Annotated in this window: 20 protein-coding genes; 13 read left to right on the top strand and 7 right to left on the bottom strand. The window is 67.4% G+C overall.

Annotated elements, in window-relative coordinates; genetic code table 11:
- The first annotated feature begins 89 nt into the window (after positions 1 to 89).
- The 6 genes from PKKP23_RS10845 to PKKP23_RS10870 all read left to right on the top strand — a co-directional run bounded on the left by PKKP23_RS10845 (position 90) and on the right by PKKP23_RS10870 (position 4,613).
- Positions 90 to 527, top strand: a complete 438-nt coding sequence (locus PKKP23_RS10845) for a DUF1924 domain-containing protein (RefSeq protein ID WP_126876911.1) — start codon at positions 90 to 92, stop codon at positions 525 to 527.
- Positions 528 to 571: 44 nt separating this feature from the next.
- Positions 572 to 1,084 (top strand): diheme cytochrome c, encoded by a 513-nt coding sequence (locus tag PKKP23_RS10850; RefSeq protein WP_126876865.1) that lies wholly within the window; start codon positions 572 to 574, stop codon positions 1,082 to 1,084.
- Positions 1,050 to 1,832, top strand: coding sequence for a cytochrome b/b6 domain-containing protein (locus PKKP23_RS10855; RefSeq protein ID WP_420873214.1), 783 nt, complete (start codon positions 1,050 to 1,052; stop codon positions 1,830 to 1,832). The genes PKKP23_RS10850 and PKKP23_RS10855 overlap by 35 nt, the downstream gene beginning before the upstream one ends.
- 77 nt (positions 1,833 to 1,909) lie before the next feature.
- Positions 1,910 to 2,584, top strand: a complete 675-nt coding sequence (locus PKKP23_RS10860) for a response regulator (protein ID WP_126876913.1) — start codon at positions 1,910 to 1,912, stop codon at positions 2,582 to 2,584.
- A complete protein-coding gene (locus PKKP23_RS10865; RefSeq protein ID WP_126876866.1) occupies positions 2,581 to 3,966 on the top strand; it encodes an ATP-binding protein in 1,386 nt (461 codons plus the stop codon). The genes PKKP23_RS10860 and PKKP23_RS10865 overlap by 4 nt, the downstream gene beginning before the upstream one ends.
- A 170-nt stretch (positions 3,967 to 4,136) precedes the next feature.
- Positions 4,137 to 4,613 carry a hypothetical protein gene (locus tag PKKP23_RS10870; RefSeq protein WP_126876867.1) on the top strand — a complete coding sequence of 159 codons (477 nt, stop codon included), beginning with the start codon at positions 4,137 to 4,139 and terminating at the stop codon, positions 4,611 to 4,613.
- 105 nt (positions 4,614 to 4,718) lie between these two features.
- Here PKKP23_RS10870 and PKKP23_RS10875 read toward each other — a convergent pair whose 3' ends face one another.
- Entirely contained in the window at positions 4,719 to 5,675 is a 957-nt protein-coding gene (locus tag PKKP23_RS10875; RefSeq protein WP_042299679.1) for a cation diffusion facilitator family transporter, read from the bottom strand.
- An 80-nt stretch (positions 5,676 to 5,755) separates the two neighbouring features.
- Complete coding sequence (locus PKKP23_RS10880) at positions 5,756 to 6,397, bottom strand: hypothetical protein (protein WP_126876868.1); 642 nt, start codon at positions 6,395 to 6,397, stop codon at positions 5,756 to 5,758.
- A gap of 248 nt (positions 6,398 to 6,645) precedes the next feature.
- Here PKKP23_RS10880 and PKKP23_RS10885 point away from each other — a divergent pair, with 248 nt between their 5' ends.
- On the top strand, positions 6,646 to 8,925 hold the full coding sequence (locus PKKP23_RS10885) for a heavy metal translocating P-type ATPase (protein ID WP_126876869.1): 2,280 nt from the start codon (positions 6,646 to 6,648) through the stop codon (positions 8,923 to 8,925).
- Positions 8,926 to 9,077: 152 nt separating this feature from the next.
- On the opposite strand, the gene PKKP23_RS10890 is transcribed toward PKKP23_RS10885, so the two are convergent.
- A complete protein-coding gene (locus tag PKKP23_RS10890) occupies positions 9,078 to 9,557 on the bottom strand; it encodes a rubrerythrin family protein (RefSeq protein WP_126876870.1) in 480 nt (159 codons plus the stop codon).
- Positions 9,558 to 9,777: 220 nt separating this feature from the next.
- On the opposite strand from PKKP23_RS10890, the gene PKKP23_RS10895 reads away from it, so the two are divergent.
- The 4 genes from PKKP23_RS10895 to PKKP23_RS10910 are packed head-to-tail and all read left to right on the top strand — an operon-like array spanning position 9,778 to position 12,736.
- Positions 9,778 to 10,062, top strand: a complete 285-nt coding sequence (locus PKKP23_RS10895; RefSeq protein WP_017772981.1) for a PepSY domain-containing protein — start codon at positions 9,778 to 9,780, stop codon at positions 10,060 to 10,062.
- A gap of 2 nt (positions 10,063 to 10,064) precedes the next feature.
- On the top strand, positions 10,065 to 10,688 hold the full coding sequence (locus tag PKKP23_RS10900) for a cytochrome b/b6 domain-containing protein (protein WP_017772982.1): 624 nt from the start codon (positions 10,065 to 10,067) through the stop codon (positions 10,686 to 10,688).
- Positions 10,663 to 11,376 carry a response regulator transcription factor gene (locus PKKP23_RS10905; protein WP_126876871.1) on the top strand — a complete coding sequence of 238 codons (714 nt, stop codon included), beginning with the start codon at positions 10,663 to 10,665 and terminating at the stop codon, positions 11,374 to 11,376. The genes PKKP23_RS10900 and PKKP23_RS10905 overlap by 26 nt, the downstream gene beginning before the upstream one ends.
- Positions 11,369 to 12,736, top strand: a complete 1,368-nt coding sequence (locus PKKP23_RS10910) for a HAMP domain-containing sensor histidine kinase (RefSeq protein ID WP_126876914.1) — start codon at positions 11,369 to 11,371, stop codon at positions 12,734 to 12,736. The genes PKKP23_RS10905 and PKKP23_RS10910 overlap by 8 nt, the downstream gene beginning before the upstream one ends.
- A gap of 64 nt (positions 12,737 to 12,800) precedes the next feature.
- On the opposite strand, the gene PKKP23_RS10915 is transcribed toward PKKP23_RS10910, so the two are convergent.
- The 3 genes from PKKP23_RS10915 to PKKP23_RS34820 form a co-directional block, all read right to left on the bottom strand.
- Positions 12,801 to 13,751 (bottom strand): universal stress protein, encoded by a 951-nt coding sequence (locus tag PKKP23_RS10915; RefSeq protein WP_126876872.1) that lies wholly within the window; start codon positions 13,749 to 13,751, stop codon positions 12,801 to 12,803.
- A gap of 426 nt (positions 13,752 to 14,177) precedes the next feature.
- Positions 14,178 to 14,561, bottom strand: a complete 384-nt coding sequence (locus tag PKKP23_RS10920) for an RcnB family protein (RefSeq protein WP_126876873.1) — start codon at positions 14,559 to 14,561, stop codon at positions 14,178 to 14,180.
- A gap of 157 nt (positions 14,562 to 14,718) precedes the next feature.
- Complete coding sequence (locus PKKP23_RS34820) at positions 14,719 to 14,853, bottom strand: hypothetical protein (protein WP_017772987.1); 135 nt, start codon at positions 14,851 to 14,853, stop codon at positions 14,719 to 14,721.
- A gap of 429 nt (positions 14,854 to 15,282) precedes the next feature.
- Between PKKP23_RS34820 and PKKP23_RS10930 the strand changes: the two genes are divergently transcribed.
- A complete protein-coding gene (locus PKKP23_RS10930) occupies positions 15,283 to 15,864 on the top strand; it encodes a hemerythrin domain-containing protein (RefSeq protein ID WP_126876874.1) in 582 nt (193 codons plus the stop codon).
- 90 nt (positions 15,865 to 15,954) lie between these two features.
- Here PKKP23_RS10930 and adh read toward each other — a convergent pair whose 3' ends face one another.
- Positions 15,955 to 17,475 carry an aldehyde dehydrogenase gene (gene adh, locus PKKP23_RS10935; protein ID WP_017772343.1) on the bottom strand — a complete coding sequence of 507 codons (1,521 nt, stop codon included), beginning with the start codon at positions 17,473 to 17,475 and terminating at the stop codon, positions 15,955 to 15,957.
- A 514-nt stretch (positions 17,476 to 17,989) separates the two neighbouring features.
- Between adh and PKKP23_RS10940 the strand changes: the two genes are divergently transcribed.
- Positions 17,990 to 19,729: a methanol/ethanol family PQQ-dependent dehydrogenase gene (locus tag PKKP23_RS10940; RefSeq protein ID WP_017772989.1), complete on the top strand. Its 1,740-nt coding sequence runs from the start codon at positions 17,990 to 17,992 to the stop codon at positions 19,727 to 19,729.
- Positions 19,730 to 19,733: the final 4 nt, after the last annotated feature.

The raw sequence follows: 19,733 nt of genomic DNA on the forward strand, positions 1-19,733 counted from the left end.
AAGCGGTAAGGAACCCTGCCGAACATGGGAGGCATCCACTGGGAGAACCCACGATGCCGACCTTCGGAAGTCCTCGCCCATCTCGCGTGATGCACGCGCTGCGTGTCCGCACGGGCATCGCAAACGCAACGGCAATAGCGGCCATCACCGCCATCGCCACGCTCGCCGCCGCCACGCTGGCCCCGCAGGCGCATGCCGAGACCCCGGCGCAAATCCTCAGCGGTTATGCCGCGCAAGCCGGCACGGCACCCGTGCCCGCGCGCGGCCAGCAGTTCTTCACGAGCCGGCACGGGCACGAATGGGCCTGTGCGAGCTGCCACGGCGCCATGCCCACCGGCAACGGCCAGCATGCGGCCACCGGCAAGACCATCGCGCCGCTGGCACCGGGCTTCAATCCCGCGCGCTTCACCGATACCGCGAAAGTCGAGAAGTGGTTTCGCCGGAATTGCGGCGACGTCGTGGGCCGCGAATGCACCGCCGCCGAAAAGGCCGATGTGCTGAGCTGGTTGATATCGATCAAACCCTGACCGGCCGGCCAACCGTATACCGGTCCAATCGAGGAGACAGGCACATGGATTTTCCATTCCCGCTTGCAGCGCGTACTGCGCGTCCTGCCGTCGCTCGTGCGCTGGCCGCCGTCGCCATGACGGCGCTCGCTGGCTTTGCTTTCGCAGACGACGAACCCTACGTGAGCGCCGTGGCGCCCCTGCCCAAGTACCAGCAGGAATGCGCGGCATGCCATATCGCCTATCCGCCCGGCATGCTGCCCGCGCAGTCGTGGCAGCACATTCTCGGCAACCTCGAGCATCACTTCGGCACCAATGCGTCGCTCGACGCGGCCTCCGTCAAGCAGATCGAAGGCTGGCTCGTGGCGCATGCCGCGCAGGGCGGCACGGCGGCGAAGGCGCCGCCCGAGGACCGCATCACCCGCAGCCGCTGGTTCGCCGCCGCGCACGACGAAGTGTCGCCCTCGGTGTGGCGGCTTGCCGCGGTGAAGAGCCCGTCCAACTGCGCCGCGTGTCACCGGCGTGCAGATCAGGGGAATTTCGATGAACGATACATCCGCATCCCGTATGGAAAATGAGTCCATGTCGCCGGCCGACGGCACTTCTGCGAGCGGGCGTCCCGCCGGCACCGTCCGCATTCTGGTCTGGGACGCGCCCGTGCGCGTCTTCCACTGGCTGATGGTGGTCTCGTTCGCGCTCGCCTGGCTCACGGCGGAAAGCGAACGGTGGCGCCTCGTGCACGTCACGCTCGGCTACACGATGGTGGGCCTCGTCGCGTTCCGGCTGATCTGGGGGCTCGCCGGCACGCGCTACGCGCGGTTTGCCGCGTTCGTGCGGGCGCCGGGCGCGGTGGTGCGGTATCTCGCGAGTCTGGTGAAGCGGCACCCGGAGCCGCATGTCGGGCACAACCCTGCGGGCGCTGTCGCGATCGTGGTCATGCTGCTGCTGACGCTTGCGATCGGCGCCACGGGCTGGGCCGCCTACAACGACGTGGGCGGCGAAGCCTTCGCGGAACTGCACGAGGGCGCGGCCAACGCGATGCTCGCGCTGGTGGCCATTCACGTGGCGGCGGTCCTCGTGAGCAGTGTCTTGCACCGCGAGAACCTGGTTCGTTCGATGGTGACGGGATACAAGTCCGGGCGCGTGCGCGACGGCATTCGCAGCGCGCGATGGGGCGTGGCTGCGCTCCTGATCGTCGCCGTGCTCGCGTGGTGGGGGTCGCAATGGCAGGCGGCGCCGCGGTCAGGCGCATCGTTGACGGAGCCTGCGGCGGGCGCCGTGCATCGGTCGGGCCAGGGCAACGATAGCGATCACGACAGCGATTGATTCGTGAGCATCACGCGACTCACGCGACTCACGAGAAACACGAGAAACACGAGAAACACGAAAGGGCCCTGTTGGACGTGCGCATCCTGCTGATAGAAGACGATCCCCTGCTGGGCGACGGCATTCGCGCCGGCTTGCGCCAGCAGGGTTTCCAGGTGGACTGGGTCCGCGACGGCGACGCGGCGCAGCGCGAGCTGCGCGCGCATCCGTATGCGGCGGCAGTGCTCGACCTCGGCCTGCCGCGCATGGATGGGCTGGAAGTGCTGCGCGTGGCGCGCGATGCGGGCGTGGAGCTGCCCATTCTCGTTCTGACCGCACGCGATGCCGTGCCGGATCGCATCCGCGGACTCAATGCCGGCGCAGACGACTACGTGGTGAAGCCCGTCGATCTGCACGAACTGGCGGCCCGTCTGCATGCGCTCGTGCGCCGTGCACACGGCCGGCCCGGCGAGCGGCTCGAAGCGCAGGACATCGTGCTCGAGCCCGCCTCTCGCACGGTGTATCGCGCGGGTGTGCCGGTGGCGCTCGCCACCCGCGAGTTCGACCTGCTGCACGTGCTCATGCTCAACGCGGGGCGCGTGCTTTCGCGCGAGCAGATCGAGCAGCATCTCTACAGCTGGGGCCAGGAAGTGGAGAGCAACGCCGTGGAGGTGCACGTGCATCGCTTGAGAAGCAAGCTGGGCAGCGACCTGATCCGCACCGTGCGCGGCGTGGGCTACGTGCTGCTGCGCGAACCCACGGGGCCGGCATGACCCGGCCGCGCTCGCTCCAGGGCCAGCTGCTCCTGCTCGTTGCCGGCGTGCTGCTCGCCGTGTGGCTGGTGGCCGCTGCCTTCACCTGGCACGATGCGCGGCACGAGATCGACGAACTGCTCGACAGCCATCTCGCCCAGGCCGCGGCGTTGCTCGTCATGCAGGAGACCCGCGCCGTGGACGACGACGAAGACGCCATGGACGCGCCCACCCTGCATCCCTATGCGCCCAAGGTGGCGTTCCAGGTGTTCCACGAGGGGCGGCTCGGGCTGCGCTCCGCGAACGCGCCCACCGAGCCGATGATGAGCGCCGGCCGCTCGCATGCGGCGGGCTTTTCCACCGTGCGCATCGACGGCAAGACCTGGCGCGTGTTTGCCGCGCGCGGCGTGCAGCACGACGTCGAGGTCTACGTGGGCGAGCAGGTGGATTCGCGCCGGGCGATTCTGCTGGCCGTGATGCGCGGCGCCTTCTGGCCGATGGCGCTGGCGTTGCCCGTGCTCCTGCTCGCCACGTGGTGGGCTGTGCGGCGCGGCGCGAAGCCGCTGCGGGAGTTGGGCAGCACGCTCGCGCGGCGCGATCCGCGCGCGCTCGACGCCGTGCGCATGCAGCATGCGCCGCTCGAAATGGTGCCGCTGCTCGATGCGCTGAACCGCCTCTTCGATCGCATTCGCGCCGTGCTGGACGCCGAACGGCGCTTCACCGCCGACGCCGCGCACGAACTGCGCACGCCCATCGCGGCGATCAAGGCGCAGGCCCAGGTGGCGATGGCCGAAGACAACCTCGAGTTGCGCCGGCATGCACTGGGCCGCTTGCTGGAGGGCTGCGACCGCGCGGCTCACCTCGTCGATCAATTGCTGTTGCTCTCGCGCCTCGAAGCCGGCGCGCCGATGGATACCGCCGAGGTCGCGCTGCCCGCGCTCGCGCAGCAAGTGGTGGCCGACATTGCGCCGCAGGCGCTCGGCAAGCGCCAGCAACTCGAACTGGAGGCGAGCGATGCCTGCGCGGTCGAGGGCAACGAGGTGCTGCTCGCGTCGCTGATCCGCAATCTCGTGGACAACGCGGTGCGCTACAGCCCCGCGCTTGCGCACATTGCCGTGTGGGTGCGCAGGCGTGGCGAGCGCGTGGTGCTGGGTGTGGAAGACAGCGGCCCGGGGCTTGCCGACGAACAACTCGAGCGCCTGGGCGAGCGGTTCTTTCGCGGTGGTTTCTCGGAGGAGGAGGCCGCCGCGCCGAGCGGTAGCGGGCTCGGCTGGTCTATCGTGCGGCGTGTTGCCGCCGTGCACGGCGCGCAGGTCGAGGTGGGGCGCTCCGCGGCGCTGGGCGGGTTGCGCGTGACGGTGTCGTTGCCGCGCGCCCGTTCAGGAGATTCGGTGCGCCGCTGACCGCTGTCGAGCGCCGTTGACATGTGTCAAGCCCCCAGCCTTCTTGCCGCGACAGCATGGAACCTGTGCGTCGCTCAGCGCCGGCACCTGCCATTGCAGCGTGCCGCTGTGGGCGACGAGGTCGCTACGAAGCAAGGGGCTTCGCGTCGCGACGCATCGATGGAGGCACCATGCAAAAGTTTCGATTCCTGATGATTCCCGCGGTCGCACTGTTCCTGGCCGCGTCGGTTTCCGCCCATGCGACCCAGTTGGACCGCAGCGTCACGAAGAACGGCATGACGATCCACTTCGGCATCGTGCCGGCCGAGCGTGCCCAGGCCGTGGAAGGCAGCGCCAGCGCGCCGACAGAGGCCGTTTCGGCGCCGGCGCGGGGTAGCTATCACCTCGTGGTCGCGTTGTACGACAAGGCCAGTGGCGCGCGCATCGACGATGCCGCGGTGACGGCGAAGGTGACGCGCCCAGGTCCGAAGTCGGGCCCCAAGGTGCAGGTCAAGGCGCTGCAGCCGTTAAAGGTCAACGACACGGTCACCTACGGCAACTACTTCGACATGCCGTGGCAAGGGCGCTATCGCATCGATCTGTCGATCAAGCGCAAGGACAGCATCGACGCGACGAAAGTGCGCGTGACCTACGATCAGCAGTTCTGAGGGCGCCACGCAGGCCGGGCCACGCGGGCCAGCGCGGGCGTCGATGGTTGTTTCAACGGCGCCTGCTGCAACGCTTCCGCTTCAACACGTGCTTCAACACCTGCTTCACCGCTCCGCCGCCACCACGGCGGATGCATCAGGCGCCGTCGCCCTGCGCGGATCGACGTGCGTCATCACGTTGAGCACGCGGTGGCGCGACAGCACGCGGCGCCGCGCCTCCACGGCAATGTCGTGCCCCGCTTCCACGGAGATCGCGCCCGCCACCTCGATGTGGACGTCCACCACGACCATGTCGCCCATCTTGCGCGTGCGCAGGTCATGAACGCCGATCACGCCGGGTGAACTCACCAGCGTCTCGCGGATGGCGTCCACCTCGTGATCGTCGGCGGCACGGTCCATCAGATCGTGAAGTGCTTCCCAGCCGAACTGCCAGCCCATCTTGAGCACCAGCAGACCCACGACGAGCGCCGCGATCGGGTCGAGTATCGGGTAGCCCGCCAGGTTGCCGATAATGCCCACGCCCACCACCAGCGACGACGCCGCATCAGAGCGCGCGTGCCACGCGTTGGCCACCAGCATGCTCGACTTCACGCGCTTGGCCACGGCCAGCATGTAGCGGAACAGCAGCTCCTTGGCCGCGAGCGCGCCACCGGCGACCCACAGCGCGATGACATGCACGCGCTGCACCGACGCGGGGTCTTCGAGCTTGTGCACCGCCGACCACAGCATGCCCACGCCCACCGCGGCGAGCAGCGCGCCCAGCGCCAGCGACGCGCCCGTTTCGAAGCGTTGGTGGCCGTACGGGTGGGCTTCGTCCGCGCCCTTCTTGCTGTGATGGCTCGCGAAGAGCACCACGAAGTCGGCAATCAGATCGGATAGCGAATGAATGCCGTCCGCCACCAGACCCTGCGAGCCTGAAAGCAGACCGGCGAGCACCTGGCCCAGGGTCAAGGCGAGATTGACGACCACGCTGACCCACGTGCTGCGCGACGCCGCGGCGGCGCGTTCGGCAGGCGTGTGCTCGTTGTTCTCGGTGTCGTCAAAGAGTTCTTCGGTCTTCATGTCGTTGCTTCGTTCGTCAAAGGAAAGGCTTCAGGCGGGGCGACAGTGCAGCGGACACAGCGAGGGCTGTACGCCGCCCTTCAACGCTGCGCATGGCGACTGCTTTTCACATCCTTGGTTCGTTTTGCCCGCCGCCGCCACGCGAGCCTGCGCTGCTCGACCAGCATTTTCCAGTCGAGTTTCGTGAGTGTATAGATGAGCCCGAGCAGCGCGAGCTGCGTCACGATGAAATAGCCGCTGAGGTAGCCGTCTTCCAGCTGCGCCTCGGGGTCGATGTACGACGAAGCAAGGCGGCCCAGCTGCGCCCAGAGCGCGTAGCTCGCCACGCGCCCCGCGAAGAACGCCGCGCCGATGAAGCGCAGCGGCAACCCCGAAAGCCCATAGGCAATGAAGAGATAGTTCGACGGAAAAGGGCTCAACGCGTAGACGAAGAACGCGCTCACGGTGGTCTTCTGATGCTTGGCGAGCCACGCGGTGACCACGTCGATGTTCTCGCGGTCGGCGTCGCGCATCAGCTTGCCGCGCACGAGCGAGCGTGCGAACGTGGCCAGAATCAGCCGCCCGATGGTGGCGGCGCTCGCGGCGACCAGGGCGAACACGAACGGACTGCCGTCCGGCACATTGAAGCCGACCCACGACATCGCCATCCAGGTGGGCGGCGCGAATGCCGGCATGAGGTTGATGAGCAGTACCACGACGAACAGTGTGGACAGCGTCGCCACGATGGACCTCCCGGCCGATACGCTTGCAGCTGTTTGCAGCATTCCATTCTGCGGCGGTGGATGCCGCTGTGGTTGACGCACGTCAAGCCGGCAAAGAACGCGGCGCGACCGCTTTCATCCGACAAGGTTTGATGCGAGTCAACGGACCCGCGATACCGCTCCATACACTCGTGAACAGCACCCCGTATCCCGTCGCTGCCCATTCCCATACTTGTGCCATGCCACGCTGGCTGTCTTTCCTCGATCGAATGCCGTGGATCACGTTCGTTCCGCTGCTCGCCTCGGCCCTGAGTCTCACGGCAGGCCTCGGCTTCGCGGCATTCGGACGAACCGCCGTGGCGCATGCGCTCTGGACGCTCGGCGCCGTGCCGGTGCTGCTCGTGCTCGCGGTGTCCATCGTGCGCGCGCTGCGTCGTCACGAAGCCGGCGTCGACGTGCTGGCGCTGGTGGCCATCGGCTTTGCGCTCGCGCTGGGCGAATCGCTCACCGCGGCCGTAATCGCCTTGATGCTCGCAAGCGGCCGGGCACTCGAACACTATGCCCACGCACGCGCCCAGCGCGAAATGACGGCACTGCTCGCGCACGCGCCGCGCCACGCCAACCGGTTCGAAGCGGGCGAGTGGCGCCGCGTGGAACTGGACGACGTGCAGGCCGGCGACCGCCTGCTCGTGCGCACCGGCGAATTCGTGCCGGTGGACGGCAGCCTCACCGACCCCGCGGAACTCGACGAATCCACGCTCACGGGCGAGGCCGCCATCCAGCCGCGCCGGCCGGGCGAAGCGGTGCAAAGCGGCGTGTTGAACGTGGGTCCGGCGTTCGAGATGGTGGCGGCCGCGAGTGCGGGCGACAGCACGTTCGCCGGCATCGTGCGCATGGTGCAGTTCGCGCGCGAGGCGCGCAGTCCCGCCGAACGGCTCGCGGACCGCTACGCCGTGCTCTTCATGCTCGCCGCGATGTTCTTTGCCGGCGCGAGCTGGCTCGCCGTGGGCGACCTTACGCGCGTGCTCGCGGTGCTCGTGGTGGCCACGCCGTGCCCGCTGATTCTCGCGGTGCCCGTGGCCATCGTGTCGGGCATGTCGCGGTGCGCGAAGCGCGGCGTGCTCGTGAAAGGCGGCGGCGCGCTGGAGCGGCTTGCGCAGGCAGGCGCGCTCTTCTTCGACAAGACGGGCACGCTCACCGGCGGGCACGCGCGGCTCGTGGCCGTGGAAAGCGCGCCGGGCACGGCGCCCGACGCCGTGCTGCGGTTCGCGGCGTCGCTCGGCCAGGCGTCGGCGCACGTGATATCCGAGGCGGTGACGATGGCCGCGCGCGAGCGCCATCTCGCGCTCGCGGTGCCCTCGCACGTGGTGGAGCGTGCAGGGGCCGGCGTGACGGGCGAGGTGGACGGCCGCGCGGTGGCGATCGGGTCGTTCGCTCATGTGTCGGAGGTCGCCGCGCCCCAGCCGTGGTGTACGGCGTTCCTGCAGCGCGTGGCCTATGAGGGCGCGTCTGCCGTATTCGTGGCCGTGGACGGCGTGATGATCGGCGCCGTGCAACTGGCCGACCAGATCCGGCTGGAGACGCCGCGTGCGCTGCGTCTCTTGCGGCAGGAAGGTATTCGCCGGCTCATCATGCTGACGGGCGACCGGCGCGACGTGGCCGAAACCGTGGGCGCCATGCTGGGCGTGACCGAGGTGATGCCCGAGCAGACACCCGCGGACAAGCTCGCCGCCATTCAGGCTGCGCGTCGCGACGACACGGTGGTCATGGTGGGCGACGGCGTGAACGATGCGCCGGCGCTCGCTGCCGCTGACGTGGGCGTGGCGATGGGCGCGCGCGGCGCGGCGGCGTCGTCCGAGGCCGCCGACGTCGTGCTGCTGGTGGACCGGCTGGACCGCCTCGTCGACGCATTGCGCGTGGCACGCCGCACACGCCGTATCGCCATGGAAAGCGTGGTGGCAGGCATGACGCTCTCGTTCGCGGCGATGGCCGTGGCCGCGGCCGGCTACCTGCCGCCGCTGGCGGGCGCGCTGCTTCAGGAAGTCATCGACGTCGCCGTGATCCTCAATGCGCTGCGCGCCTTGCGCATACACCCCGGCACCGCGCCGGGCAGTCTCCCGCGCGACGACGCGGACCGCCTGAAAGCCGACCATGCCGAACTGGGACCGGTGATGGAGCAGATCAGAGCGCTCGCGGACGAACTGCCGCGCATGCCGCCGCAGTCCGTTGCCGGTGCGCTCACGCGCATGAACGAATCGCTTGCGCAGCAGCTCGTGCCGCACGAGCAGCACGACGACATCGAGCTTTATCCCGGCCTCGCGCAACTCATGGGTGGAGACGACCCCATGGCCGCGATGAGCGGCACGCATCGCGAGATCTTTCGCCTTGCACGCATGCTCAGACAGATGACGGCGCACGTGCCGCCCGAAGGGCCGGACGCCGCGAGCCTGCGCGAATTCCAGCGTCTTCTCTACGCGCTCGACGCCATCGTGCGGCTGCATTGCGCTCAGGAAGACGAACTGTTTCATGCGCTCGCGGAAAACGGGTAATGGAGCAAGCGAAGCGGCCCGGTGGCAGCCTCGCGCACGCCAACGCGATGCCGCCACCGATGCCACGATTGATGCCGCGTTCGAACGCACGCGGGCTGCATGCCCGGACTCGGGCATGTGCGTCCGCGATGTGCGTGGGTGACGTGCCTGCGTTACTTGCTGCCGGCCCGCAGCTTTTCGGCGGCCGTCTTGTACGCGGTGTAGTGATCGCCTTCGTCGGCGGCAATCTGGCGGAACATGGCCGCCACCTTCTTGTCGCCGGCCGCGTCGGCCTGCTCCGCGTATTTGACGTACATCTTCGTGTTCTCGTAGTGCTCGCCGGCCATGCCGTCGGCCAGGTTGGCTTCGTCGGACTTCGCGAGGTTCAGCGCTTCCGCTTCGCGTGCGAAGTGCTCGTTGGCCTCTACGTTCGCGCTTTCGTCGAAGAGCTTCGCGAGTTCCGGGTGGCCGCTCTTGCGGGCATGCTCGGCGTAGGCGAGGTACTTCAGGTGCGCGTAGGCCTCGCCGTGCATGGCGGCCTCGAGGTTCTGCTTCGTCTGGTCTTTCAGCTGGCCCTCGGCGAGCGCGGGGGCTGCGGCGAACGAAAGCGCCGCCAGCGCGGCCACGGGAACCAGTTGCGTGAAGAGTTTCATGATCAGCATTCCTTTTCGGGGACGTCGCCGACCGTGGCGACAGCGACCATGTTGTCGTGCGGCATTGACAATGTCCTGACGTCTGCCGCGCGTTGGAACAACCGTTTGCGCGACACGGCGAGCATTGATGCAGGCCCGTCAGGACTCGGTCAGAAGGCGTCTCTAACCTTGGCAATGAGCGTGTCTTGCGCTCGTCATCTCAAGCAAGAGGAGTCGCAACATGAATTGCAAACGCATTGGACGCATCGCCGCTATCGCCGTGCTGGGCGCCATCGCGGGCCACGCCGTCGCCAGTCCTACCTGTACGCGTCAGCCCGAATCGCAGTGGCTGAGCGAAGCGGACATGCAGAAGAAGATCAGTCAGATGGGCTACAAGGACATCAAGGTGTTCAAGAAAACCGCTTCCGGTTGTTACGAGATCTACGGGCGCACCGGCGACGGCCGCAAGGCCGAGGTCTACTTCAATCCGGTGACGGGCGCGGTTGTTCAAAGCAACGTGGACTAGCCATGCTCCCCCCGCATCCTCGCGAAACGCTGATCGCGCCCGCCGCTGCCGTACGTCACGCGAAGCCGCGTTCGGTCCGCGTATGGGACCCCGTCGTGCGCGTTTTTCACTGGACGGTTGTGGCGGGCGTGCTCGCGAACTATCTGTTGCTCGAAGCCGGCAAGGCGCCGCACCGTTACGTGGGCTACGCGGTGGCGGGCGCGCTCGTCGTGCGTGTGGTCTGGGGCTTTGTCGGCAGTGCGCACGCGCGGTTCGCCGACTTCGTGGCGAGCCCGCGCGCCGCGCTGGCGCATCTCGCGCGAGCCGCGGCGGGGCGTGATCGCCGCTACGTCGGTCACAACCCGGCGGGCGGTCTCATGATGCTCGCGCTGATGGCGCTGCTGGCCGCGGTCTGCATCACGGGCTGGATGCAGGGACTCGACGCGTTCTGGGGCGAGCAATGGCTGCAGACCACGCACGCGCTCCTCGTCGATGCCGTGCTCGCCATGGCGGCGCTGCACGTGATGGCGGCGCTGGTGGAGAGCCGGCGGCATCGCGAGAACCTTGTGCTTGCCATGGTGACCGGGCGCAAACGGCCCGCCTCGGGAACGGACGTGGATCATGCGGCTGCTGCTCGTCGAAGATAACGGCAGGCTTGCCTCGCTCATTGCCGATGGGCTTTCGAAGGAAGGCTTCGCGGTGGACGCGTGCGCGACGCTCGATCTCGCAAGGCGCGCGTTCGCCTCGAACACCTACGACCTCGTGCTGCTCGATCTCGGCATGCCGGACGGCAACGGCGTGGAGTTCGTGCAGGCCATGCGCCGCGGCGGCCACACCGTTCCTGTGCTCATCATCACGGCCCGCAGCAGTCTGGACGACCGCGTGATCGGGCTCGACTCGGGCGGCGACGACTATCTCGTCAAGCCGTTCGAGCTGCGCGAACTCGCGGCGCGGTGCCGCGCGCTGCTGCGCCGGCCGGGTTCGTGCCTCGGCACCACGCTTGCCGTGGCCAATCTCGAACTCGATACGGCGGGCCGGGAGGTGCGCGTCTCGGGCCGCGTCGTGCCGGTGCCGCCGCGCGAACTCGATCTGCTCGAACGATTGATGCGGCGGGTGGGGCACGTAGTGACCAAAGGGGCGCTCGAAGATTCGCTCTATGCACTCGAAGCCGAGGTCACGCCGAACGCGCTCGAAGCGGTGGTGTCGCGCCTGAGGCGCCGCCTCGCCGCCGCGGACGCACAGGTGGTGATGCATACCGCGCACGGCATCGGCTACATGTTGACCGCCGCGCAAGCTTCGGACGGGGACAGCGATGAGCCGCAGCCCCATAGCTGACGGGAGCGGCATGCGCGCGCTGCGGCGCCGTCGCCGCACGCTCTTCTTCACGATCTCCGTGCGGCTCGCCGTGGTGGGCTGCGCCTTCATGCTGGCCCAGCTGCTCGCCGTCGTGTGGATGTACGTGCGCAACCCCAATGAACTCGACCAGCTGCTCATCTCGGCCGAGGCGGCCCGCATTGCGCGGGAGATTGCCCCCGGCAGCGCGGGTGCCGGCATCGCGCTATCCGAGGATCTCGCGCGGCCGCTCGCGCCCGATACTCGCCGCGCCTTCGTGATTCACGAGAAGGGCGGCGCGATCATCGCCCGCCACGACGACGGCGATCTGCGCATCGACCAGGAGCCGCCCATGTCGTTTCTCGTCATCCGGACGCAGCGCGAGACGTGGGGCGACCGCTTTCTGCTGACGGGCACACGCCGCGTGTCCGTGGCGGACCGTCCTTACTGGATCACCGTGGCGATTGCCGGCCGCGGCTTCAAGCCCTTCGTTCCCGTGATCTTCGACGAGGTTCGCTTTCATGTCGTACTTCCGCTCGCACTGCTCTCAGGCTTGCTGCTGCTCTTCAACTTCAGCGTGGTGCGAAGCACGCTCAAGCCGCTCGACGAAACCATTGCCGCCGTGGACCGCATCGATCCGGCGCAGATTGCCGCGCGCATCGAGGCTTCCACGCCACTCTGGGAGGTGCAGGCGCTGGTCGGATCGGTGAACCGCATGCTCGACCGGCTTGAGCGGTCAGTGCAAACGCTGCGGGAATTCGCGGGTAACGCGGCGCACGAGTTGCGCACGCCGCTTGCCATCCTGATGCTCGGCATCGGCAATCTGCCGGACGGAGAGACGAAGACGAAGCTCACGCGGGACGCCCAGCGCATGAAGCGGCTCGTGGACCAGATGCTGGACATGGCGCAGGCGAGCACGATAGAAATTGCCGCAGACGACCGCGTCGATCTCAACGCGCTGGCACGCGACGTTTCCACCGATCTGCTGCCGCTTGCTGTGGCACGCGGGCGTTCCATCACCTTTGTCGATGCAGGCGGCGCCACCGTTCGCGGCCACGCGGAAGCCATTGGCCGGGCGCTGCGCAACGTGATCGAGAACGCGCTGGAGCACACGCCGAGAGGAACGGCGGTGGAAGTGGTGAGCGGTCCGGGCCGCTGTTGCTCGGTGCGCGACCACGGGCCTGGTATTCCCGCGGATCAGCGCGCGAGAATTTTTGATCGCTTCTATCGGCTCGACCGCAGCCGTAATGGCGGAGCGGGCCTTGGGCTCGCCATCGCGGCGACGATCATGGAAGCGCACGGCGGCAGGATCGAAGTGGACGACGCGCCCGGTGAGGGCGCGTTGATGCGCCTGCGGTTCTAGCGCCGGTTTGCGTGAGCCGCCGTGCGGGCGCTGTTCGACACGCTCCGCACGCTGCCGCAAACCCTCATACCTCCTGCGAGTGAACCAGCAGAAGCGGCACGCTGGTGAGCTGCGCCACACGCTGCGCCACGCTGCCGAGCGCCCAGCGCGCCATGCCGCGCCGGCCGTGAGTGCCCATGACCACGAGTTCCGCGTGCCAGTGGTCGGCCGCGCGCACGATGGCGTGAGCGACATCGTCGCCGGCGATTTCGGTCTTCAGAAGCGCCGTGGTGGCCGACGACGTGGCGCTGCTGAGAATGGGCTCCGCATTGGCCAGCACCGCCTTGCCTTCGTCGATGAACGCGTTTTCGAGCATGTCGATGGGCACGAGGTCGCTCAGGCGCACCGCGCGGTCCACCACGTACACGGCATGCACGTGAGCGTTGCGCGTGGCGAAGCGCATGCCGTAACGCAGCGCCTGCAATGCCACGTGGCTCGCATCGAGCGCAAAGAAGAGGCGTGTGGGCACCTGGCCGGGCTTCACTTCGAAGCGCTCCGGCACGACGAGAATCGGGCACCGCGCGAGTCGCGCAAGCGGCTCGGACACCGTTCCCTCCACCCAGCGCATCACGCCGTGATGCTGGCGCGCGCCCACCACGAGCAGATCCGCCTGCCAGGCGTTCGCTTCGGCCATCAGCGCATCGACCACGCTGCCGCCGTGCTGCGAGAGGTCGATAACCTCGGTTTCGATCGCGGCGTTGCTGGGCGCGAGCAGCGCTTTGGCGTGGCTCAGCGCGTCTGCCGCGTCGCGCCGCAACTCGGCGCGAGCCACGTCGAGCGTGCTGCCGACGAATCCGCCGGTCGGCACGAGCGTGCGCGGGTTCTCCGCCACGCTTACGAGGCGGACCTGGTTCTCGGGCCGCAGCAGGTTTTGCACGTAGGCAAGCGCCTGCTGGGAGGCGGCCGACGCGTCGACGGCGACGAGTACGCGGGTTGGCAGAGCGAAGGGCGTGTCGGTGGAGGCGGCGGCATTCACGGTGGGTGTCCTGCGGAAGGTTGAAGGGCGTGTGTAAGCGATTCTGTAATCCACCCGCTTGGGGTTTGTTGACCACGATCAAGCGCCCTTGGTAATGCGGCCGACCGTGGTGGCGGACATCTCCCGCTTACCTGCCCGTCATGCACGGCTCACATCCGCGCGGCTTGCGCGAGGTGTTCTCGTTGTCGGGTGGGGAGGGGCGCGCAGCCTGCACGGCGGCCGGGAAGGCGCGGTCGCGTAAGCGAGCGTGTCGGCGTGCGACAGATACGTTGGGTACGAAGCGGAAGGGATGAGGCGCCTTCGTGCGAGGGCGCCTCGTGCCACGCAGGCGACGTGAGCGGGAGTGGGGGGGACAGAAGGGGAGATGTCGACTGATCGGGCGTGTCGGATCAGGGCTCGGGACCCGCGGCCCTGATTCGTTGCGCTCTAGGGCCCCACGCGCAGCACGATGCCGGAGGAGATCTGCACCAGCAGGTAATCGCCACCCACGCCGATCCACGTGTAGCCGCGCGGCGGCGGCCCGAGACGGTAGGCGCGCCAGTCGTCGATCACGTACTGGCGGTCGCGGTATTCGGGCGGCAGGCGATCGCCTTTGCGCCAGTGGCCCGGCGCGTAGGCGGACGCGCCCGGACCGTCGGGGCTGTGGCCCGGCGGCATGCGCTCGGGGCCATGACCCCGGCCGTGACCCTGCTCGCCTTTGCCGTGATCGCCTCTTCCGTGGTCGTCGTGCGGCGGTTGCGCGCTGACGGCCGACGCAGCCAGCATGCCGGTGACGATCAGCGACCCGAGAAACACACGCGATTTCTTCATTGCTTTCTCCTGTGCGGGGTGGTGATTGCCGGAGTGGCAGAGGCAGGCTAGCACCCGATGCGCCATTGCGCCATCGAACGAGTCAGTGCGGGGTCAGTGCGGGATCAGTGCGACCCGCCGCGCATGAACTGCCGCTATCGTCGACAAGCGGCTGCCCTCAAGGGCGCAGCAGATCGAGCCCGGCAAACACGATGACGCCGCTTAGTGCCATGAAGGGCACCGAGTGCCGGCCCAGATAGAGCGTGGCTGCTGCCAGCCAGCTCGCGACGAAAAACGCTCCGATTCGCTTCATGTCATGTGCGCGCCGTGAAGGGCGCGTTCCCGATGGTGATTGAGGGGGCCGGCGATGCCGATCGTGCGAGGACTTCGCCGCCGTGGGTGGTCCGGCGTTTGCCGTGCTTGCCGGCTCACTCGCCAGGCGCCGTGTGCCGGGGGCTCCCGCGCTGCAGACCGCGTGATGGCGATCGCCCGCCGGAAAAATGCAAATTATAGGGTTTTCCCTTGGCCGACGACGGGCGCGCAGCCAGGCCCGGGGCACGGATCGGCTCATCGGCGTGCGTGGAAGTGTCTCGTGCAACGCCCCGTGTGCGGATTGATTGCGGTCAAGGCTGGCTTTCGTGGCGGCACGATACTTTTCGAAGGACGTCAGCCGGTTTGCTGCGGGCCGTCCGTCGTCCGCGAATTGCCACGAATTGCCGCGATTGCCGCGAGGAGAAACATCATGGTGCCGTCCGCCATGCATACGGCCGTGCAGGCCATCATCAGGGAACACCAGCAGCTTGCCGTGGTGGTTGGTGGCATGCAGCGTTTCATCGAGCTTGTCGATGCCCGCGCGCAAACGCCCGACGCCATCGTGTTCCGCGCGATGCTTTACTACATCCGCGAATATCCCGAGCAGATCCATCACCCGAAGGAAGACTGCTATCTGTTCGCGCGGCTGCGCATGCGCACGGCGGATCTCGACGAGATCATCGAGGAACTGGAGCACCAGCACGCGCAAGGCGAAGCGAAGGTGCGCGAACTGGAGCGCGCGTTCACGCGCTACGAACTCGCGGACGAGGCGGCCTTCGCGGCACTGCGCGACAGCGTCTACGAATACGCGCGGTTCTTCGCGGAACACCGCCGCCTCGAAGAAGAACTGATCCTGCCGGCCGCGCTGCGTTTCCTGACCCGCGAAGACTGGATCGAGGTTGACGCCGCGTTCGGCGCCAATCGCGACCCGTTCGAAGGCATGAAGACGGAGAGCGACCTCGACCACCTGTTCGAGATGGTGGTGAAGGCTATTCCCGATCTTGGCGGGTGAAGGGCTGCGTCTGCACGTATGGAGCCGCGGCGTGCGGCGTGCGTTTCTTCCGCCCGCCGCCCGTCTTTCACCAACGCATCAAGCCACCGCTCAGAAGAACCCCAGCGGCTGCTCGCTGTAGCTCACCAGCAGGTTCTTGGTCTGCTGGTAGTGGTCGAGCATCATCTTGTGCGTTTCACGGCCGATACCCGACTGCTTGTAGCCGCCGAACGCCGCATGCGCCGGATACGCGTGGTAGCAGTTCGTCCACACGCGGCCCGCCTGGATCGCGCGGCCGAAGCGGTACGCGCGCGTGCCGTCGCGCGTCCACACGCCGGCGCCCAGGCCGTACAGCGTGTCGTTGGCGATCTCCAGCGCCTCCTCTTCGGTCTTGAACGTCGTGACCGACACCACCGGCCCGAAGATCTCTTCCTGGAAGATGCGCATGCGGTTGTGGCCGCGGAACACTGTGGGCTTCACGTAGTAGCCCTTCGAGAGTTCGCCCGCGAGCACGTTGCGCTCGCCGCCCGTGAGGCACTGCGCGCCTTCCTGACGGCCCAGGTCGATGTACGAGAGGATCTTTTCCAGCTGCTCCTGCGAGGCCTGCGCGCCGATCATCGTCTTCGGGTCCAGCGGGTGGCCCTGCTGCACGGCGGCCACGCGCTTGAGCGCACGTTCCATGAAGCGGTCGTAGATCTTCTCGTCGATCAGCACGCGCGACGGGCACGTGCAGACCTCGCCCTGGTTCAGCGCGAACATCGCGAAGCCTTCCAGTGCCTTGTCGAAGTAGCCGTCGTCGCGGTCCATCACGTCGGCGAAGAAGATGTTCGGGCTCTTGCCGCCCAGTTCGAGCGTCACCGGAATGATGTTCTCGCTCGCGTACTGCATGATCAGGCGGCCCGTGGTGGTCTCGCCCGTGAAGGCGACCTTCGCAATGCGCTTGCTGGTGGCGAGCGGCTTGCCGGCTTCCAGACCGAAGCCGTTCACGACGTTGAGCGTGCCTTTGGGCAGGATGTCCTGGATCAGCTCCATCAGCACGAGGATGGAAGCGGGCGTCTGCTCGGCGGGCTTGAGCACGATGCAGTTGCCGGCGGCGAGTGCGGGGGCGATCTTCCAGGCGGCCATCAGGATCGGGAAGTTCCACGGAATGATCTGGCCGACCACGCCGAGGGGCTCGTGGAAGTGATAGGCGACGGTGTCGTGATCGACCTCGCAGACCGAGCCTTCCTGGGCGCGGATGCAGCCGGCGAAGTAGCGGAAGTGGTCGATGGCGAGCGGGATGTCGGCGGCCAGGGTTTCGCGCAGGGGCTTGCCGTTGTCGATGGTTTCCGCGACGGCGAGGCGCTGCAGGTTGGCTTCCATGCGGTCGGCGATGCGGTTCAGCACGCTCGCGCGCTCGGCGGGCGAGGCCTTGCCCCAGGCGTCCTTGGCGCGGTGCGCGGCATCGAGCGCGAGTTCGACGTCTTCGGCGCGCGAGCGCGGAATCGAGGTGAACGGCTCGCCGGTGATGGGCGAGACGTTGTCGAAATACTCGCCGCCGACGGGCTTCACCCATTCGCCGCCGATGAAGTTTCCATACTGCTTTTTGTAGGGGTATTCGGTGGTCAGGAACTGCATTTCCGCGTGGTTCATGATGTCTCTCCTCCATGGATGGGACGGCATCCGTGCCTGCACGTCCGGCAGGTTCCGCACTGAATCCGCACTGAAGCGCGGGAAAACACGGATGCGTTGATCTGATGTGCGCTTCGCGCTGGGCACCCGTTCAGCGAGAACCATGCCATTGCGAGTTTGCGTGGGCCACATGCGGCGCATGCAACGCGAGGCGCCGTTCAACACGCGATCGAGCACGCGATCCAACGCTTGATCCCGTTCGTTAGGAACTCCCCCGACTCAAGGGACTGTTCCCTCCGGCAACACACGCGGCCTGCGGCTGTACCAGACTGCAACACCTCGAACGCGCGACCGGCATTCCGCGTCGCCGGACGTTTCACGCTTCATCCCCTGCCACGCAAGGCAAATCGCTAAAGAAGGCTTGAGGCAGATCAATGGCATGCGACTTGCAAAAAGCGGCGCGCTGCCATTGACGCTTACCGGACGATGGCGCCGCAACCGGGCATCGCCCTCGATAAATCGACAGGAGACAAGGATGAAAGCACGTTTAGCAACGGCTACGCGGCCCACGGCGCTCGCCCTGGGCGTCGCGCTGGCCGCGAGTCTCGGCCTGGCCGCCATTGCCGCCACGGCCGCGAATGCCGACGAGTATCCGGCCGTGACCTACGACCGCCTCGCGTCGGCGCAAGACGATCCCGGTTGGCTCACCTACTACCGCACCTATAACGGTCACGCGCATTCGCCGCTCAAGCAGATCGACACGTCCAACGTGAAGACGCTCAAGCAGGCGTGGACCTACAAGTTTCCCGCCGAACTGCAACAGGGCTTCGAAGCAACGCCTATCGTCAACGGCAACTATCTGTTCGTGACCACGCCGAAAGACAACGTCTACGCGTTCGACGCCACTACCGGCAAGCAGCTCTGGAAATACGAGCCGAAGCTGGGCGCCGAGTCGTTCAAGACGGCGTGCTGCGACGTCGTGAATCGCGGCGTGGCGCTCTACGGCAAGAACGTCTACGTCGCGATGCTGAGCGGCGAAGTGGCGGCGCTGGATGCGCAGACGGGCGCGCTCGTCTGGAAGAAGTCGATGTTCGAGCCGGGTCTCGGCTACGCGTTCTCGCTTGCGCCGCTCGCCATCGACGGCGCGCTCGTGGTGGGCAGCGCCGGCGGCGAGTACGGCGCGCGCGGCTTCATCGCGGCGCTGAGCCCCGACGACGGCAAGGTGCTCTGGAAGCGCTTCACGATACCCGGCGCGAGCGAGAAGAACGGCAACACCTGGCCCGACGGCATGCAGGAACACGGCGGCGCGCCGGCCTGGCTCACGGGCACGTACGACGCCGATTCGCGCACGCTCTACTGGGGCGTGGGCAATCCGGGGCCGTGGCTCGCGGATCTGCGTCCCGGCGACAACCTCTACTCCGACTCGCTGCTCGCGCTCGACCCGAAGACCGGCGACCTCAAGTGGCACTACCAGTACACGCGCCACGACACGTGGGACTACGACGGCGTGAACACGCCCGTGCTCGCGAAGATCAAGTACGAAGGCAAGGACTACGACGCGATCATCCACGCGGACCGCAACGGCTACTTCGATGCGATTGACCGCGGCACCGGCAAACTGATCTACGCGAAGGCATTCGTGAAGGCGACCTCGGTAACGGGCTACACGCCCGAGGGCGCGCCCATCCAGGACCAGTCGAAGTACCCGAAGGTGGGCACGACGATCGAAACCTGCCCGAGCTTCCTGGGCGGCAAGAACTGGTGGTCGCTCTCGTACGACCCTGAGCGCCATCTCGCCATCGTGCCCGCGCTGCATGCGTGCATGACGCTCTCGGGCAAGTCGGTGAACTTCATGGAAGGGCTGCCGTATCTCGGCGAAGGCTTCGAGATCAAACCCGAACCGGGCAGCAAGGGCTTCGGCGAGTTGCAGGCCATCGACGTGAACACCGGCAAGAAGGTGTGGAGCCACTGGAGCAAGCTGCCGTGGAACGGCGGCGTGGCGACGACGGCGAGCGGCATCGCGTTCAGCGGCGCGCTGGACGGCCACCTCTACGCGTTCGATGAAGCCACGGGCAAGGTGCTGTGGCAGAGCCCGAAACTCGCGAGCGGCATCGTCTCGCAGCCTGCGGTGTTCGAGTCGGGCGGCAAGGAGTACGTCGCGGTGCTCGCGGGCTACGGCGGTGCCAACCCGATCTGGGGCGGCCCGATGGCCAAGGCCGCGGAGAAGGTACCGCGCGGCGGCACGCTCTACGTCTTCGCGCTCGGCGGCGCGTGATCTA

It is taken from the genome of Paraburkholderia kururiensis JCM 10599 = LMG 19447, from assembly GCF_003986935.1.
Lineage (GTDB): Bacteria > Pseudomonadota > Gammaproteobacteria > Burkholderiales > Burkholderiaceae > Paraburkholderia > Paraburkholderia kururiensis.